The sequence below is a fragment of the Photorhabdus tasmaniensis genome, assembly GCF_011189505.1.
Lineage (GTDB): Bacteria > Pseudomonadota > Gammaproteobacteria > Enterobacterales > Enterobacteriaceae > Photorhabdus > Photorhabdus tasmaniensis.
Window position 1 is genome coordinate 17,956 of record NZ_PUJU01000051.1, and the last position, 17,574, is coordinate 35,529.

Here is a 17,574-nt window from a genome sequence, read left to right on the forward strand (position 1 = left end):
TTTCGCCCCACTTATTCCTGACGGAATTAAAAATGGGTACGTTTAAGCATCAATTAAGATACTCAAGTAATGTTTTTCCGCTGCATCTGGGTATAAATAACCGCTTCATTAGCAATTCTGTAACGATAACTTTCCTAATAACGGAATAAATTGTTCATTTATCGGACATAAATATACGTTCTATTTCATTCCTATTTTTTAGATAAGCACCTTTGATTAATGCTTAATTCCATGATTTAAACCAGAATCATCAACGACTATTCCATTAATACGAACTTACTTCGGTAACTTATTACAAAATAAGACTTCCTCGTCGAACAAAGAGAAAGTAAAATGCTGCATCAAATTCAATTTCTTAAACATTTGCAAAGACACCCTGTGCATTTAATTACTTTAAAATATAAGTTCAAGACAAAATCAATTTAATTACATGTTATTTTATAATAATAAATCACTATAATTAATGTAAAAGTTAATTATCTTTAACTCCATAAAGAAATAATTTCGAATTAAAATCAACCTAACTATATATTATTTTGTTATAATATAGCCAAGATCAACATTGATGCAATACCGTATTGATCATTAAGCAACATATTCAAAAAGAGCGCCTCTTTGATATGAATTATCGGATATTAAACGACATTTATCGTTGCATGATGTAAGCAGAAATAAAACCTTATACCATTTAGCTTGTAAACATCAATGAACATTACATTAAAGCAATTCTCCGTCCACAATCAATGCCAAAGGAAGCGCCTAAAATCCACTCTGGTTTGAGGAAAAACCCTGTGTAGTTAAAAATAGCATTATATACATCTCACTTAGATTAAGATGTTATATACCCATCAGAGATATAATATAGATCGGGAAAACTTAAAACGACTTAAAGATTATTAATCTATTCAATAGATAAATAATAAACTACCTAAGCAACTAATTAACATGCACAATGTAATTAATAAAAAAATAATAAACACACACTTTACTATAATCATATCGTTCACGGCGAGAAAGCGCCTGATTATCAGGCCTGCTTGGGTTATACTCTTTTATTTACTGATTTATTTTCAACTTTTTCTATCATCACTAATACCCCCGAATAGATTACTTGTATTATATTTTAGGCTTTTGTTGAATGCGCAATAAAAAAAGACAACAATAACTGGCCAAATAAATACCAGAATAGAAATCCATAATGACCAATTCCATACATCTACAGCCAGAATCAGGCTGAATGTAAAAATAACAAGAATAAACGGTAAAAATTTAGAAATTAGAGCGAAAATGTAAATAGATACAATAACAGTAGCCACTTTGGCTGGAATACTCCACCACCCCAAATAAGCACTAAATATATAATCATTAAGCGTCAATACTTGCATCATGACAGTAAAAAAAGAAGAAAGTACAATAATCGCTATAATAATATTGAAAAACTTTATCATCTCAAACCAACCCTATATTCATTAGTTTAAATCTAAATCACGTTAATCTGGTGGAGGAAGTTCATCGTCTCTAACCACCGGATGCTCATTATTTCCAATCAAGGGAGTGTAACTTAATGCAAGCCGATATATGTGGATTTGGGCCAGCACAGCCTGATATTAATATTACTGACAGTAATGTTAAGCATTGTTTTATATTTATCATGGTGAATATTCCTCAATTGCTAATCCATAAAGAAGTGATATTACTTTATTTTCCAGTAATCAATGGAATCTCTGTTTAAATCAACTCTGCCATCAGGATATTCAACTCTTGAAGGTTCTTTGCCTGGTGGAATAATAATTTTTGGCATCTTGGTTTCATCCAATTTAGGTTTATAGGTAATTTTCCATTCTGCGCCTGGAGTTAACTTTAATCTAAAGGGACGCATACCGACTTCTCCCTGCAAAAATATACTTTTTGGGAATCTTTCAGATATTTCCAAAACAGGGTAAATAACTGGACGGTAATCCAGGATATTCAATGCTTGAGTTTCGCTAAGATTTGTTCGGGCAGCATCGTTGATAAAGGCGGTTAAACCTGTTCCTCCACCTCCTTCATATATAGCAACATCTTTCATCAGATGACTAACATTAGTATAACTCACAGACACAAAGGCACGGTTGATTTTCCATTTGCACCGTCCTCCGCCATTAAAAGGTAATTTGGCCTGAAAATAACCGGTTTGTGGATTGGCCTTCACTTTCAGACGAAGCCCATTATAGGTCGGCACCTTATAAGGCGACATATCGGCGTGCAGCTGATATTCAAGGCAATCTTTTGAGATATACTCTGCCGACACATGCGGCTCCGTATATTTCGGTGCGACTCCTTCTACTGTGATCCACTGATTTTCTTTAGGAGGAGAAAGTGGCTCATTTGGGTCAGCACAGCCTGATATTAATATTACTGACAGTAATGTTAAGCATTGTTTTATATTTATCATGGTGAATACTCCTCAATTGCTAATCCATAAAGAAGTGATATTACTTTATTTTCCAGTAATCAATGGAGTCTCTATTTAAATCAACTCTGCCATCAGGATATTCAACTCTTGAAGGTTCTTTGCCTGGTGGAATAATAATTTTTGGCATCTTGGTTTCATCCAATTTAGGTTTATAGATGATTTTCCATTCTGCGCCTGGAGTTAATCTCAGAGTAAAGAAACGTTGTGCTACCTCACCTTGCAAGAATATTCTTTTGGGGAATCTGTTAACCATTTCCAAAACAGGGTAAATAATCGGACTATAATCCAGAGTATTCAATGCGGCGGTTTCATTGTCTGTTGTCGCTGCATCTTTAATAAATACGGTTAAACCTGTTCCTTCTGCCCCTGGATACTGGGTGGCATCTTTAACCAGACGACGAACATCAGTATAGCCTACCGTCACAAAAACCTGGTTGATTTTCCATTTGCACCGACCGCCACCATTAAAAGGTAATTTCGCCTGAAAGTAACCCGTTTGTGGATCGGCCTTCACTTTCAGACGAAGCCCATTATAGGTCGGCACCCTATAAGGCGACATATCGGCATGCAGCTGATATTCAAGGCAATCTTTTGAGATATACTCTGCCGATACATGCGGCTCCGTATATTTCGGTGCGACTCCTTCTACTGTGATCCACTGATTTTCTTTAGGAGGAGAAAGTGGCTCATTTGGGTCAGCACAGCCTGATATTAATGTGATTAACAATATCAATAAGCCTTGCTTGATATTTATCATGATAAATCTTCCTCAATTCCTATAGCGTTATCCGTATAGCGTGTTAAGGCCAACGCCCCTTGTTTATCTTGTTGAGTGCAAATCAGTGCTTGTTTCAACTGATGATCCATCTGCAAAAATAATGCATCGCGTTGCCGAATATCTGAAACAATATCAGTCCGTTCATTCAACGTCTTTTCAAATAATTGCTCTTGATCCCGGAAAAAATGGTATCTATTCGGTGCAACCAATTCTGCAAGTCGCGCACCAATATAACGGGCATATTTCAGAGAACTATGATCAGGAAAACCCAAAGCATCCTTTACGGTCGGATTCTCATTCGACGGAAACCATTTAGCCTTATCCACATTGCTTATCTGCTTAAAAAATCCCTTCTGAATCTCCCCGGCATCCTCCAGATTATTTTCCGTTTCACGGTTTAGTGACGGAATTAAATATAATTTTGTTTTAGTGGGTAAGGTGGTCCTTAGCCGAATATGATTGCTGGGGTTACGTTCTTCCAACCATTCAATAACCAGATTAATTTTACAAAAATGTACTATTTTTCCGTGATGCAAGAACACTTCACCGCTGCTGGTAAAATCCAGCAATTCAACGGGGCTGAATAGATAGCCTAGTGGTCCCCAGCAATCATACAGCCAGTTATCCAGATTTTTTTCCGGCGGTAAAGATGGGATCGGGTCATCTTCATTCACATGGCGGTAATGGGTGATATCTGCCAGTTCCCGTATCGCACTGACTGTTAACACTCGCGGCATTCCATAGCTGTAAAAACACGGATCATATTCTTTCAGTTGTGCACTGTGCAGTAATGCCAATGCACCACCCAAGCTGTGACCACAAATAAATAACCTTCGTTTTTGAGCTAGTGTAATAATGTCACCGAATACTATTTTACTTTTATCACTGGGAACTCTTAACTTGCCAACCAGACTAAATGCCTCCCAGAACCCTGCATGTACTTTGCCATGGTGAATAAACTCACTGCACAATGTCTTCTCATCACAACCTAACCCCAAAGGCTGGTACGTAGCATCGGTCAGAATATCCGTTTTACTGGCTGTACCCCGCCAACTGACAATTAAATCGTTTTGGCTGGCAGCATAAAACAACTGAGTATCGCCCTGTTTATTATTTCCAGCTTTTGAATCAATAAACTCTACCCGGGTATAACGTTCACTAAATGGCACACTGTAAACAATAGGGGGAACCGATAATGTCTCTACCTTATAAGGCAACTTCGAGACATCCACCATTTGCCGGTTAAAAAAGTGAGCCACAGATCCTTCAACATTAACATCACCATCGGCATAAGCCAGCACACTCATCAAACACTGGTTATACGCATTAACAATGGAATACTCCTTTTGATGATGCAACTGCAAAACCCAGGCTCGAAACGGGCATATTTCCAGTACATACCGTTGATTTAATGGATGAACCGTGTAGCCACTTGGCTCAGGGTCCGGAAAATGATAGGGAGGTGGAATATCTTTGGGATCCCATCCCTCAATCACCGGCAACCCATCACTAATCTGCCCGATAGTCACATAGTGATATTGGTGACCTTCCGCTTCGGCTTTTGGCTTCACCACCGACACCGCTTCACCGCATATTTCCCGCAACGGGCGTTGTTCCATTTCATCCGCCAATGATTGGGCGTGGATATACAAGGTCACCGGATAAGCTGTCAGGTCTTCTTCCCTGAGTATCCCGAAACCATCGGTTACCCCCTGACGCACATAACCTGGAGTTCCGTAACTGATCAGACGATAAGGCAGGTTGACCAGCGGTTTATCCTGTTCATCCACCAACTGAAATTCTACCCAGTGCCTCAAATACTTCTTACAATCTAAACCTAAACGCGGATCTGATATACCCATTGGTTTGGCTTCCCTCTTTTAATCTTACATATAGGCAGCAGCCCAAACATCCTGTGCTGAAAGTCTCACAAGATTTGTTCCGTCCGGTGATAAATAACCTTCATCACTCGAAAAGCGCCCACGCTTAGGAATTAAAATAATTTATTTCTTTACCCAAGAAATAAACCCGTAAAAATCCTACTATCACAGACAAACATCACAGCTTATGCAGTGAGTAATAGTAAGTTGAACGACAGGAATACAAAAATGAATCCCAATCAATTAATCCCCGTGTATAAGGGGAACAGGATATGAATTTTCATTCATACAGGTCATATGATGAAGCCTGTTTAATAATCATTAAACAACCACAAAATAGCAAGAAAAATTTTCATTTTTTTAAATTTACAAAAATATAAATTTGTAAGAAAGTGTTACAAACTGTAAAAAATCATTAAAACCTGAATGCCAATTCAATTACCTTCAATCTAATTGAAGTATAACGCGGATATAAATACTCTATTTTTCTCAGAAAAATAACCCATATATAGATAAACAGCCTCGAATTCATTTACATTCCATACAACCACCACCAAAAAAAATATAACACATTAATTTTTAATTAAAAAATATATTCCCCACAACCCATCACGATAATTAATTAAATTATCTATTTAGCTATTTCATTTCTAGCTAGCCGTTCATTAAATATCGGGAATAATGATATTACTCTTTTGCCCAATCGATTATACTCCGCTGTTGACGGGTTTCCCGTAAGGAATAAAAATGTCTTTTTGATTCAATTGAGTCTGCTTAGTTGTAAAAATAATGCCAGTTTTCAAGAAAAGCAGTCATTCGCCAATTATTTACTTATGTTTCCGATAGGAATATGGCGAACATTGATGATCGTGAACTGGCTGGATTCAAGGAGCTGGCAAAACATTACGCTGACCTTTCAGATGAAAAGATTACAGCTATGATTAAGAACAAAAAACCGGGGGAGATTTGTCATGACCGCAAAAAGTAAATTTAAAAATCCTGCGTTTGAAGCTATCCATAGCGCTGCTTCTGGATTATTTAGCGTTGGTGCAATTCCACAAGAAACTATGCGTAGCTTTGATAAAACCTGTATTGATAGTGTTAATGGTCTTAAGCCTCTTGAGATCAAAGAATTACGCGAGAAACTGAATGTGAGCCAGCCCGTTTTCGCTCGTTATCTCAATACCAGTGTTTCAACGGTTCAGAAATGGGAAACCGGGGTAAAGCGTCCTAGTGGGTTGTCACTGAAATTATTATCTGTGGTTCAGAAGCATGGGTTGAAAGTGTTGATGCGATATAAGAAATAGCCCACTATTCTGTGGGCCATTTTTACTTTTATTACTGGGAGTTAATTAGCTTATAACCCATTAATCAAGCAAATCTTTTCCTGCCAATCATGGTATCTGCCCACGCCGTCGTAATAGCCGCTTGCGCCTTACTATCCAGATTCTCAATAAAACCATTATCTCCCGCTGTCGGGGAAAAACCGCTCATGGCCTGGATCAAGGAATCAACCGTATTGTCTGCAAGTGTGATAAATTCACGCTCTCCTGACGGATCTTTATTACCCATCTGCGTCACCAATTTGGCACGGTTACCATTAAAGTAATCATGAAAGGTCACTGAACCTACTGATTCAAATATGCCCTGAGCGGTGTTGTCCTGAGTATGACGGTTCACTGATAACACCAGATCATATCCGCTGCGCTGGAACCACAGGTTTTGCCAGTTAATGCCGTTCAAGACAATCATATCTTCAGCGTTGATATCGCTAACATAATTATCAATCACCTCTGTGCTGACCACAAAGCTGTCTACATCCGCCCCACCCTGGAAGCTGTTCTGATAGCCCCCCAGCACCAGCAGATCCTGTCCCTCACCACCGTCAAACTGACTGAACTTCGACATCGCCGCCGCTATCAGGTGGTCATCACCTTCTTCACCATTGATCACCGCATGGTAGCCCATCAGCTTAATCACATCGTTACCGGTGCCGCCATCAATTCGGTTGTCATTACCAAACACCCTGGCAAAATCATCACCTTCATTCAGGTCAACTTGATTGTTATTGCCGATAGTCACCGCATAGTCCTGGCCTTCCCCGGTATCCACCCGATTGTAGTTACCGGAGGTGATGAGGTAATCCTGCCCACTACCGGCATCAATAAAACCCTCTTCACCAAAGATAAATGCCTGATCGTTACCTTCCCCCATAAACACATGGTTAATACGTCCAGCCATCACCGCCGTATCATCACCCGCACCGCCAAACATCATGTTTTCACGCCCCATCAGGATACCCAGATCGTTACCGTCTCCCCCGGTATAAATGTTGGATATACCCATAGAATAGAACACGTCATCACCACGGCCACCCCAAAAGTTGTTGTTATCGCCCAGATAAGCACCCAGATCTTTACCGTCACCCCCCCAGTTAAAGTTGCTGTTGCCCATCGACATATGAATATCACCGTCTCCTTGCAAATGGCCGCTGTTATGCAGAAAATCAAACGTTTTCTCTTCCATATTAAGCAAATCTGCCGTCAGGTTTTCTTTCAGATTGGTGACTAATGATCGCATTTCTGTTTGTTTGTCTTGACTGAATATCGTCGCAAACAGGTTAGGCAGGTTCAACGCATTAAAACCAAATGTTCGCTCCGGGTTGCTACTGTCAGTCGTTGGCCGGTTGATTTGCACTTTTTCAATATCCCCTGGCTGAACCTGACTTTCTTCCTTAATTTCTTTCTCTTTTAAGCCATGACTTTCCACAAATGGCTTCACTCCATCCGCACCCATATTGATACCAGAGCGCAAACCATCAAGCCATTTCTCCGGATCAGCAAAAGCGTTCAGCTGTTCACCACTGAATTCTCCAATGATTTCAATCATCTCTTGCAGAATAGCGACACCATCAACCGGTTCGCCTGTGCGGGAGACAATACGCCCCTCTGCGGTGTAATCTACGCCAAAGATATCGGCAAAGGTGGTGTCTGCCCCAACACCGGACAATCGGCCAAGCACTCTGTTCTTAAGCTGACGCGGCAGGTCGTGCGGGTTATAGGTGAAGGTCGTTTTCACCAGACCGGTTGCCGTAAATTGCTGAGTCATCAGACCAAACAGCGATCCCAGGTTGGTATCCAAAATCGACTGGATGTTGTCGCCAAACATCACGTTCCAGTTACCCATTGTCACCTGAATATCCGCGCCCTGACCACCAACCGCAAAGTTGAATGCCAGCGTTTCATTAGCCTGACGGAATTGGTCCGCACGACTCATGTTGCCGATGTCAGCACGATTCCCATTGCTGCTCAACCACGTGTGATATTGCTTATTCAACGTTAATTCGATATCGTTTTTCAGCGCACGGCTGCTACGTTCGTTTTGAGAATCCAGCTCAATCAGGGTGTGATAATCCACACTGCTGGTTTGATCTAAGCCGGATATATCCTGAATAAACTTTTTCGCACCGGCCAATGTCCATTGTTCATTTTGCGCGATTAACCATGTTTGTCCTTCATCGGAGCGGGCGATACCTTGCAGTACGTCCGCAATATGCACAGCGCCATCAAACGGATTGATCAGTGGTGGTGTCGGAATGGATTTATCCATCATCACAATCAGATCGTTACTGCGCCCCATGTTGAAGCTCACATTACGATTGCCAATAAACATCTGCGCACCTTCAAACGCCTGATAGCCGCCAATATCGAAGCGGTGTTTACTCTCACCATCACCAATATGAACCATCAGGTTATTGTCGCCAAAGGCCAGTGATTTAAAGCCGCCATCACCCACTTTGATGCCAACGTTCGATGTTCCCCAATTAATCGCAGTAAATTCCCCTTCTCCCACATTGATCTGAATATTGCCGGAATAACGCCATTGATTGCTGTTCGATCTATCACCGGAATGACTATTTGTCCTGGTTCTGCGCTTCTCCGGCCCGGTGAAAATATTCGAATTCTTTACAATCGCCCCTTTGGCTGGCTCATCTGCGTTGGTTATTCCCACCCGGGAGAGGTTGATGTCACTCTCAGTAATACCCCGCACGACCCGCTCTGTACTGGTCGTCAGTTCACCCTGCTCATCCCACCGGAATATGATTTTGTTATCAGATAGGTTGTTAACCCATTGGTTATTTTCATCACGGGTAAATTTACGGCCTGTCGTATCAACCGCCACTTCACTACGGCGAGCCGAAACATCACTGCGAATCCCTTGCTTATCCAACGCTGTAATAAAGCGACGGGCAAAACCGTCCCGTTTGTCATCACTTATCAGCGAACAACCTACGATACTGATGTGGCTGGGTTTATCCGCCTGACCAAAATGCAGGTTGAACTGTTTGAGTTTTACCGCCAGCTCATCGGCACTGTAACCACTCAAACGACTGTTATTCTGTTCTGATTCATCACGACCATGACCGACAATCTGCCAGCGTAATTTGCCCGATAATTTAGCCGGATCACCATAGACAACCCGGTACTGGCCGTCAGAATCAAGCTGAACAACGACGCTGGAATCCGGATGTTTACCTGCCAGATTAGCCGCAGCTTTAGCAACGACCGGATCATTTTCTGTCTGAATAATCACCTGACCATCAAAACGCGTTTCACGACCATCGGTTTGAGGTGTAACAGTGATGCGTTCCCAAGACCCGACATTTTTATTTTCGACAACATCATTTGATGACAAGCTTTCCAGCGCCGGGATCGGAGTTTTAAATGTCAGTTTATTTACCGCCGGATAAGTAAAGATTTTACCGACATTCAACTGCACAAAGTTGACAGCTTGCTTAACGTTGTTACCTTCAACTTCAACCAAGACTTTCCTACCCTGTTTCGTCGTCACTTCCAACGTTATATGATCTTCACAGTAATCAATCACTCGCCCGGTAGCACCAGAACCTAGGGTAAAATTCCGGCCTTGCTCTTTTAATGCGCGCAGTACGTAACCCTGTTCACCATCACGCGCCTTTTTCCAGAGACCGTCGTATTTCGCAATACGACCCTCTTCAAATTTATTGAATTGAACATAGAAACTTTGGTCCTTCTGTTCACTCGCCTGAAATTTATATTTCGTGAGGTATCCTTTATGGAAAGAATCCATAAAACGGCGGAAATCATCATAGTCAGCAAACGATTTTGCCCCATAGTTAGGATCATAAAATGACCAAACTGTTTGAGCGTTGTTTTTATGTACCACCACTGACATGGCGTGATCTTCAGACATAAATGTCATGTAAGTCGATTTATTCACATTACGCAGCTTATCCATGACAGATTCATAACCTTCCGCCTCATAGTCCAACGCATTATTGATGTTTGGCCCGGTCAGTCCATTGGCTTTTAACTTGCCGCCATACGCGGTATTGGCTGCTCTACGTGCAACAACTGTGGAGCTATCCATCGACTGGCTGTGCTGCATTGATAATATATCTTCAATCGCTGGGCCAATATTTTGGCGACGATATTGGTTCAGTAAAGCGGATTCAATAGAGCCGATATCTGTTCTCTTATTAATTGATGTATCGTTGTACGCTTTAATGACATCTTTCAGCCACATCATATAAGCTTTGCCGCCCCCTAAACCATGTACCCGCTCTTCAATCAAGTAACGGGCGGACAGGGCAAAACATAATCCTTGCATGAGTTTTTTAGACTCAGCAGTGTCTCCCTTGGTCAGGCGTACACTGCCAATTTCAGGAATGATTTCCCCGAGTTTTTCCAGCAGGTTGCTACTCTGACTAAAATAAAATGAATGCTCCCTCAGCTCTTTTCCATGTGCTCTGACATCAAAGATTTTGTTATCAATTTTTTGCAGTATGTCCCCTTTGGCAGCATTATGATGTTGAGAAGCAGAATGATCCGTCAACGCTGTACCTGGCGTATTCAGCAAATATTGGCGTCCGGTATTGAGCGATAAACGATTAACCTCTTGTTCAGCATGACCCAGCGCTGGCAGATTTTCGTTGCCTAACCCTTGACTAAACCGTCCATCCGCATTGACAACTGCGGCAGGGTTAACCCGTCTGCCCATTTCTGCATTATCCTTTGGTTTATAACCCTCGCCAGACAAACCACTGCCATATGCCCCCACACGTTCGGGTTTAGCATGATCAGGTTGTTGAGCTCCTTTCGCATCCTCTTTTGCCTGAGCCGCTTTATTTTCCGCTTCTGCAATGTCATGTTTGCCACGACGTTCGGCGCTCTGATAGCGGGTATTAGCGTCATCTTTCGCTCTTTCTGCCCACCATTGTTGTGAAAGCGCTTCTGCCTTTTTTAATTCCGCGTTTATTTGTGCATTGCCGGTATCTTGCATTGAACCGATAAAATGCTGCTCACTTTTCATTGCACCAGCTTCTGATGTTGCAACCGCTTTTTTGACTTCTTGTTGATTAGTGATAATAACTTGCTGGGTATTATCTAATTGTTGTTGAGACGCAGAACTGGCTTGATTTAATTTATTTTGCACGCCGTTTAACAAACCACCAGCGAAACGATTGCGCCACATGTCACCTAATGTACCATCGTAGTTGGCATAACTATCAAGCACATTCAAACCGTCAGTCATGGAAATCAGCTCATCCGTCACCCCCTGAGCTTCTTCTTTCACTGCGTCACTCTGTGCCTGACCATTCGCCCCCAACGCGTTCTGATCGGTTAGCGCCAGTTGGGATTGTAATCTTGCCATGACTGTCAGCTGTTTATCTTTTTCCTGTTCCAACAGCTGACGAGCTGTTTCCGCTTTCTCTTTATCACTTAATGCATTTTGCGCCGCTTTATCCTGTTTCACATATTCGGTAATGGCATTGGCTTGTAGTGAACTCTCAGATTTGGCAACAATATTATCCACAACATAACCCACCCCATCATTTAAGCCAGTACCTTCAAACATGATTCGGTTACTGCCCTTTTGAGCGATCAATTCCAGCGTTTCATGTTGCCACTTAGCGATACCTTTTGTCGTTGAGAATACCTCTTCACCATTCCAAAGAACCCTAATGCCATTGTTCGTGCGATAGGCATTGGGGCGATCGGCAAAATCAAAACTCAGTGAAATAACCTCCCCTTCATACAAATCGTGCAAATCCTGGTAGATCGCGGTGCTAGCGTAAGTATCAAGTTCACTGACCCGTTCCCCATGATCTGAGTCATCAAGACCATAAGCATTTGCAGGATTATATGCCTCAATACCATGAGTTGACTGCCAGCCATAGTCACCTTGTTCAAAATCACCGTTGATAATCAGATTGTTATTCTTATCCGATATGGATTTGATTTTTCGATTCAAAATGCTTTCAATCGAGTCAGTGTCCGGCGTGTCTATATCTGTCACTGAAACACTAAAGTGATGGTTTAAGTCCGAACTGACCGGTTCAACTTGCCCCATTTCAAAGCCATTAATGGCAGAAACTTCCGCTAAATTAATCGCCCCCCGGCCTTTACGGCTGCCGGATGTGTTTGATTCACTACCGTGAACCAAATAGTTAATCGCCTGACTGCCGCCCACACCTAAGGCCGTCTGTTTGATATTGTCAAAAAGGAGTGAGAATTTGTTGTCTGCAAGGTTATTTACGGCAAGGCTGTAGAAATCACCATTACCAATTTTAATCGCCACATTATTGCGTGCGTAAGCAGCATTGAACGTCAAACCATCACCAACCTGAATATTAGCGTTGTTTTCGCCTTTCATGATCGCGACATTGAGACCATTCCCAACGTTGGTATTGATATTGCCGTTGCCCCACGCCATGTTAACCGAAACACCATCTCCGACTTTGGTATTGACGTTAAGGTCACCCTGCGTTGCAGCAATATTTAAACCATTCCCCACGGTGGTCGTGATGTTAGTTTGGCCTTTGGCTACTATCACCTGCCGGCCATCACCCACTTTAGTGATAATATTTTTATCACTCCACAAGGCGTTAACGCTGTCACCCTGACCAATTTGGGTCACAATATTGTCATCACCTTTGGCAAGCACGACATTACGCCCAGCACCGATCTTAGTAATAACATTCATTTCGCCCCAGGCGCCGGTATAATCATCTCCATCACCGACATGGGTGATAGCATTGGCGTCGCCCTGAACCACAGTAACTTCTTGCCCATTACCAACTTTAGTAATGATATTTTCTTTACCTTTAGCGAAGTTGTAACGGTCGCCATCACCTACATGAGTCAGGATATTGGCTTCACCCCAAGCAGCGTTAACACTGGTTCCATCACCTATTTTGGTCATGAAATTGGCCTTACCTTTGGCAAAACCGATGGTAGTTCCATTGCCGATATGGGTCATCACATTACCTGTATCGGAATGGAGCAAGCCGACCATTGTCCCTTCACCTACTTTGGTCAGAATATTGCCCCGACCAAAAAGTACAGCCGCAGTTGCCGCATTGCCTATATGAGTCATCACGTTAGCTTTGCCAACCGCCATTACGCCCATAAAATCATCACCCACTTTGGTAACGATATTCGCTTCACCTTGTGTCAAAACACCGGTTAAACCTTTACCTACATGAGTCATGATATTGGCTTGGCCAGACATTACCGCCAGCGTTGTACCATTCCCGACTTTGGTCATGGCATTCAGTTCACCGGCAAACAAGCCAATACTGGTGCCATTACCCACATGCGAATAGATATTAGCCTTACCCAACATCAAAGCGGTTGTCAGATCATTACCGACTTTTGTCAGCACATTGGCACCACCGATCATAGCGGCAAAAGTATCGCCATCACCCACATGGGTAAAGATATTTGCTTTGCCAACCATCGCTGATAGAACCATGCCATTACCCACTTTGGTGGCGATATTGCCTTTTGCCAGCATAAGGGCAACGCTGGTACCGTCGCCAATATGGGTAAACACATTGCCGGCCGCTGCCATCAGCGCCAGCGCATCACCATCCCCCACTTTGGTGAAAATATTACCCAAACCGCCCATCAACGCCCAAGTGTCACCGTTGCCAACATGAGTGAAGAGATTGCCTGCTCCCATCATGGACGCAATCGCCGTTCCATTTCCGACTTTAGTAAAAATGTTGCCGGCCGCACCCATCACGCCCAGTATCTGACCATCACCGACCTGGGTAAGCACGTTACCTAAACCAAACATGATGCCAAGCACATCACCGTTGCCGACTTTAGTCAGAATATTAGCGCCTCCCAGCATGACGCCCGTCGTGTTGCCGTCACCAATATGAGTCAGTACGTTTGCGCCACCGCCCATCAGCGCTAATGCATTACCTTGACCTTTCTTAGTAAGCACATTGGCACCCCCCAGAGCAATAGCTGTGGTGTCTGACCTGTCACCATCATCACTGATATGCGTGATAATGTTAGCGCCACCAAACATACCCGAAATCAGATCACCGGCACCAAATCTGGTCAGCACATTGGCCCCTCCTGACAGCACAGAAGAGATATTCCCATTACCTTTTTTGGTCATGACGTTAAAACCACCTGTCGCTAACCAGTTAGCATGACCATGACCTATTTGCGTGTGCGTATTGTAACCACCCTGCATCACCACCTGGCTGTCGCCATTACCTTTGTGGATCGAAATATTGCCAACCGCCAAAAGATGCGCCAGGTACAGGCCATCACCGATCCGCACAAGTACGTTAGCAGCGCCTCCTACATTAACATCCATTGCGCCACTCCGGCTTTGGTGAACAATAACATTGGCTAAACCAGCACCATAAAACGTCAAATCGCCCTGTTCGCCACTTTGTATAATGATGTTAGCCGCACCTCCGCCCTCAAAATTAACATTGCCGCGAGTAACACTGGATTCAATAATGTTTCCACCCCCTGCACCGATGAAATTAATATCACCCGAACTCTCATTGATATCCGGTCTATCAAATTCTTCAGTATGTTCTAATTGCTCAGAAATGCGGTATACCGTATCAAACTGATATTGCAGCTTGCTCAAGGTACACCCACCCGCTTCTATAGGGCTGTATCCATTTGCAGGAGAAAAATCTTCATTAGCCAAATCACCGGTATGATCACCCGCTTTGTACCACGCTTTAGCAAGATATTGCAGTGAACCTGTTTCAGGATCATCCGCCAATTCAACCAGCACGACTTTGGTATATGATTCTATACATGTGGCATACACATAGGTATTAGGTTGACGGTTCCATTTAACCGCAGATACATCCACTTTCTGGCTGTCGTAAAAGACGGCATGTCCACCCATTTTCGCGTCAGAAAGCGTGATATCTTCCACATTGACTGATGTGCCGACAATATAAGTTACCCACTCATTTTCCATAACGTTTTCTTCAACGCCATGAACGGTCATCGGCTTATGATGTTCAACCGTTAAATTGAAAAGACGATAAGCATCATTAACATCTATATCGACAAATCCATTGAGTGAACAAATATTTTGCGATGCGAGATTTTCAAGATGATTACCTATTTTATACCAGGAACTGGTGTAATAATTGAGCTTATCGGTGACAGGATCATTTTGCAGTTGAATTTTGCTGATATAAGTGTACTGATTATCGGTAAATGCAAACAGATAAGTATTCGGCTCTGTCGTTGATTTAACACCTGTCACTTGCTGAGGCTCCCGGAGAAAATTACCGTCCATCATCGCCGTCGTCAATACGATCTCCTCAGCCCAAGCATATTCTAATGTTCCACCTATTCCCTCATTACGATAAATTCTATTTGCGGTTGTATCTGATCTGGTGATTTCATTATAAGCACCGACACCGGAAAAATTGATATTGCCCCGTGAAACATCAGAGTAAATTTTATTGTAACCACCAATCCCTTCAAACGTAATATCACCCTGAGTTTGTTGGTATTTGTCTTCACTTTGATGCAGACGTTCAATGCGGTTTGATGCGCCAGCACCACGTAAGATAATATTCCCTTCTTTACCCTTACGTACAATGTGATTATCAACACCGGCACCATTAAAAGCGATATCACCACGCTCCACCCGCGAGCTGATGTAATTTGCTGCGCCTGCACCATTAAAATCTATATCACCCGTTAAACCTTTACGTTCCAAACTGTTATAAGCGGCAACACCCGCAAAATCCAGATTACCATGGTCACCTGAATGCTCCATGAAAACAGCGCCAGCAGCACCCGAAAATGTAATATCACCATCCCCACTCTTATCAATATTTACGTAACCCGCGCCACCTTTTACTGACAGATCACCATTGGAATCCGCTATTTCTAAATATGCAGCCCCACCGGCCACTGTGTCATGCCCGGTACCGGTATACACCTTTGCTGCAATCGAACCGAGGGTAATATGATCATCCCCGCCACGAGCATAAATATAGCCACCAAACCCAATAGCATTAATATCATTATTATCATCATCAGCAAAATAGTTTCCGGTGAAAAAATACTGTGTACTACTATTTAATGATTTACCCATAAGCAATCCTTTAGCTTATTTCTTTTTCAGATCAGCAAAATAAATAGAGAGAAAACATCTTGGTTATCATTGATATCTAAGATAATTTATATAGATATTTCAAACATGCTCTTACCTAATCGGAGTTAATTAATGCAAGCAAAACACAATAAACAAAAAATTAAACCAAGAGGAATCCTAAGTTTATGTGTCTATAAGTTATTTTAAGTAATTTTTTGATTAATTAGGCAGGGCGAGAACACGAACGTTTTTTGAACTTAAATTGCACGTAACACAATCTAAATATAAACAAAAAACACTCAATTCAACGCTATTCAAGCATTGGGTAGTGCTTTATTTGAGCGATTTGTTCAAAATGCAGCCTTTCATGCTCTCGCCCTGATTAATTAGGTGAATAAATAGAACGAAATAATATAGAGGATAAATTTAAAATCAATATTAATAAATAAAAAGTCATTTTACTCCCCTGTATATTACCTAATAACCAACATTATCGCTATTAATATGAACAAGTTAATAAAATAGAAATAAAATCAACCATGCAAATAAATATTTAATTAGTTAAATTATTAATATTATCGATGTGGAAATATAACAAGATTTAATTTATCTTTTTGAAACAAAAAGATGTAACAAAAAAATAGCCCACACTCTGTGAGCCATTTTTATGCCAATAAAGTATCAGCAGTAAGTTTATCGGACATTTGTTCAAGCTCACTGTTCTGCCAGTCGCCGTAACATCCTCTTTTAACACGAATCGCTAAATGCTGATTAAGCACTCTCAGCACGAGTTAGTGGCGTATTTGCTCAAGCTCGTTCTCGCTCAGATCGGTGGTTTTCATCACCGTTTCACGATCAACTCCACTGTTCAGCAATGCATGAGCAATTTTTAACGTTGCCTCTTGGTGCCCTTCCTGACGCCCTTCCTGACGTGCTTTATGTTCCAATCTTTGTGCTATTGTCATCAGTACCTCCTCATACCTCGGGGACTGTTCTGCCAGTCGCCGGATAAAACCCTCGGGATCAGCGGTATC

Annotated in this window: 8 protein-coding genes; 2 read left to right on the plus strand and 6 right to left on the minus strand. The window is 42.2% G+C overall.

The window, feature by feature from the left end:
* Positions 1 to 1,070: 1,070 nt before the first annotated feature.
* The 4 genes from C5471_RS18735 to C5471_RS18750 all read right to left on the minus strand — a co-directional run bounded on the left by C5471_RS18735 (position 1,071) and on the right by C5471_RS18750 (position 5,095).
* Positions 1,071 to 1,448 carry a hypothetical protein gene (locus tag C5471_RS18735; protein ID WP_133815163.1) on the minus strand — a complete coding sequence of 126 codons (378 nt, stop codon included), beginning with the start codon at positions 1,446 to 1,448 and terminating at the stop codon, positions 1,071 to 1,073.
* A gap of 245 nt (positions 1,449 to 1,693) precedes the next feature.
* Positions 1,694 to 2,434, minus strand: coding sequence for a hypothetical protein (locus tag C5471_RS18740; protein WP_133815164.1), 741 nt, complete (start codon positions 2,432 to 2,434; stop codon positions 1,694 to 1,696).
* A 40-nt stretch (positions 2,435 to 2,474) separates the two neighbouring features.
* A complete protein-coding gene (locus tag C5471_RS18745; protein ID WP_133815165.1) occupies positions 2,475 to 3,212 on the minus strand; it encodes a hypothetical protein in 738 nt (245 codons plus the stop codon).
* Complete coding sequence (locus tag C5471_RS18750; RefSeq protein ID WP_133815166.1) at positions 3,209 to 5,095, minus strand: lipase family protein; 1,887 nt, start codon at positions 5,093 to 5,095, stop codon at positions 3,209 to 3,211. The genes C5471_RS18745 and C5471_RS18750 overlap by 4 nt, the downstream gene beginning before the upstream one ends.
* Before the next feature lie 832 nt (positions 5,096 to 5,927).
* Between C5471_RS18750 and C5471_RS18755 the strand changes: the two genes are divergently transcribed.
* Together C5471_RS18755 and C5471_RS18760 are read left to right on the plus strand one after the other, a co-directional pair.
* Entirely contained in the window at positions 5,928 to 6,101 is a 174-nt protein-coding gene (locus tag C5471_RS18755) for a type II toxin-antitoxin system RelE/ParE family toxin (protein ID WP_339959306.1), read from the plus strand.
* Complete coding sequence (locus C5471_RS18760; protein WP_133815168.1) at positions 6,085 to 6,420, plus strand: helix-turn-helix domain-containing protein; 336 nt, start codon at positions 6,085 to 6,087, stop codon at positions 6,418 to 6,420. Before C5471_RS18755 ends, C5471_RS18760 begins: the two co-directional genes overlap by 17 nt.
* Before the next feature lie 64 nt (positions 6,421 to 6,484).
* Here the strand turns inward: C5471_RS18760 and rtxA are convergent, their stop codons facing one another.
* On the minus strand, positions 6,485 to 16,540 hold the full coding sequence (gene rtxA / locus C5471_RS18765) for an MARTX multifunctional-autoprocessing repeats-in-toxin holotoxin RtxA (RefSeq protein WP_133815169.1): 10,056 nt from the start codon (positions 16,538 to 16,540) through the stop codon (positions 6,485 to 6,487).
* Between the two features lie 791 nt (positions 16,541 to 17,331).
* The coding region (locus tag C5471_RS18770; RefSeq protein WP_166296261.1) for an Rpn family recombination-promoting nuclease/putative transposase at positions 17,332 to 17,574 on the minus strand (243 nt) is incomplete at its 5' end.